Source organism: Acerihabitans sp. (assembly GCF_036398755.1).
GTDB lineage: Bacteria > Pseudomonadota > Gammaproteobacteria > Enterobacterales > Enterobacteriaceae > Acerihabitans.
This window is the reverse complement of the sequence record NZ_DASWOM010000148.1, coordinates 1-1,581: the sequence shown is the minus strand read 5'-3', so window position 1 is coordinate 1,581 and position 1,581 is coordinate 1. Positions and strand designations below refer to the sequence as shown.

Annotated in this window: 1 protein-coding gene and 1 pseudogene; both read left to right on the top strand. The window is 60.5% G+C overall.

Features of this window, described 5'->3' with window-relative positions; translation table 11 throughout:
* Positions 1-203 (top strand): annotated as a pseudogene (locus VGC33_RS23070) (aquaporin); the annotation flags it as partial.
* Between the two features lie 74 nt (positions 204-277).
* Positions 278-1,581, top strand: a 1,304-nt coding sequence (gene glpK, locus VGC33_RS23065) for a glycerol kinase GlpK (RefSeq protein WP_331123106.1), incomplete at its 3' end; no start/stop codon positions are given.

Here is a 1,581-nt window from a genome sequence, read left to right as displayed (position 1 = left end):
CCTATCTGGCCGGCTGGGGCAAAGTGGCCTTTACCGGCGGACGCGATATTCCCTACTTCCTGGTTCCGCTGATTGCGCCGGTGGTGGGCGCCTGCCTGGGGGCGTTCGGCTACCGTGCGCTTATCGGCCCCTATCTGCCTTCCGCCGTAAACGAAGATGGCCTGGAAGAGACGCACCGCGCCGCCAGCGAGCATAAAGCATAATGACCGCCATGATCCGCGATGGAAATGGCAAGCCTTATACGCCATTAGAACGACAACTTTTGCAGGAAAACATCATGCCATCTGAAAAAAAATACATTGTAGCCCTCGACCAGGGCACCACCAGTTCCCGGGCGATTGTTCTCGACCACGAGGCTAATATCGTCAGCGTTTCGCAGCGCGAATTCACCCAAATCTATCCCAAGCCCGGCTGGGTGGAGCATGACCCGATGGAAATCTGGGCGTCGCAAAGTTCAACCCTGGTGGAGGTCCTGGCCAAGGCCGATATCAGCTCCGACCAGGTTGCCGGCATCGGCATCACCAACCAGCGTGAAACCGCGGTGGTGTGGGACAAAGAAACCGGGAAACCGGTGTACAACGCCATTGTCTGGCAATGCCGCCGCACCGCCGATATCTGCGAAAAACTGAAAAACGACGGGCTGGAAGAGTATGTCCGTGAAACCACCGGGCTGGTTATCGACCCTTATTTCTCCGGCACCAAGGTCAAATGGATCCTGGATAACGTCGAGGGCGCCAGGGAACGGGCCATGCGCGGCGAGCTGCTGTTCGGCACCATTGATACCTGGCTGATTTGGCGCATGACCCAGGGCCGGGTGCATGTGACCGACTATACCAACGCTTCCCGCACCATGCTGTTCAATATCCATGCTCTGGACTGGGATGAAAAAATGCTGGATGTGCTGGACATCCCGCGCTCCATGCTGCCGACGGTGCGCTCCTCTTCTGAGGTCTACGGCCAGACCAATATCGGCGGTAAAGGAGGGACCCGTATTCCCATCGCCGGCATCGCCGGCGACCAACAGGCCGCGCTGTACGGCCAGCTGTGCGTCGAGAAGGGCATGGCCAAGAATACCTACGGCACCGGCTGCTTCCTGCTGATGAATACCGGCACCGAAGCGGTACGGTCGAAACACGGCCTGCTGACCACCATCGCCTGCGGCCCGCGCGGCGAGGTGAACTATGCGCTGGAAGGGGCGGTGTTCGTCGCCGGCGCGGCCATCCAGTGGCTGCGCGATGAAATGAAGCTTATCAGCGACGCCGCCGACAGCGATTATTTTGCCTGCAAGGTAAAAGACACCAACGGCGTCTACGTGGTGCCGGCCTTTACCGGCCTGGGGGCCCCCTACTGGGACCCCTATGCGCGCGGGGCCATCTTCGGCATCACCCGCGGCGTCAACGCCAACCATATTATCCGCGCGACGCTTGAGTCCATCGCGTTCCAGACCCGGGATTTGCTGGATGCCATGCAGGGGGATTCCGGCGCCCGGCTGAAGTCGCTGCGGGTGGACGGCGGCGCGGTGGCCAATAACTTCCTGATGCAATTCCAGTCGGATATCCTGGGCACCCGGGTGGAGCGGCC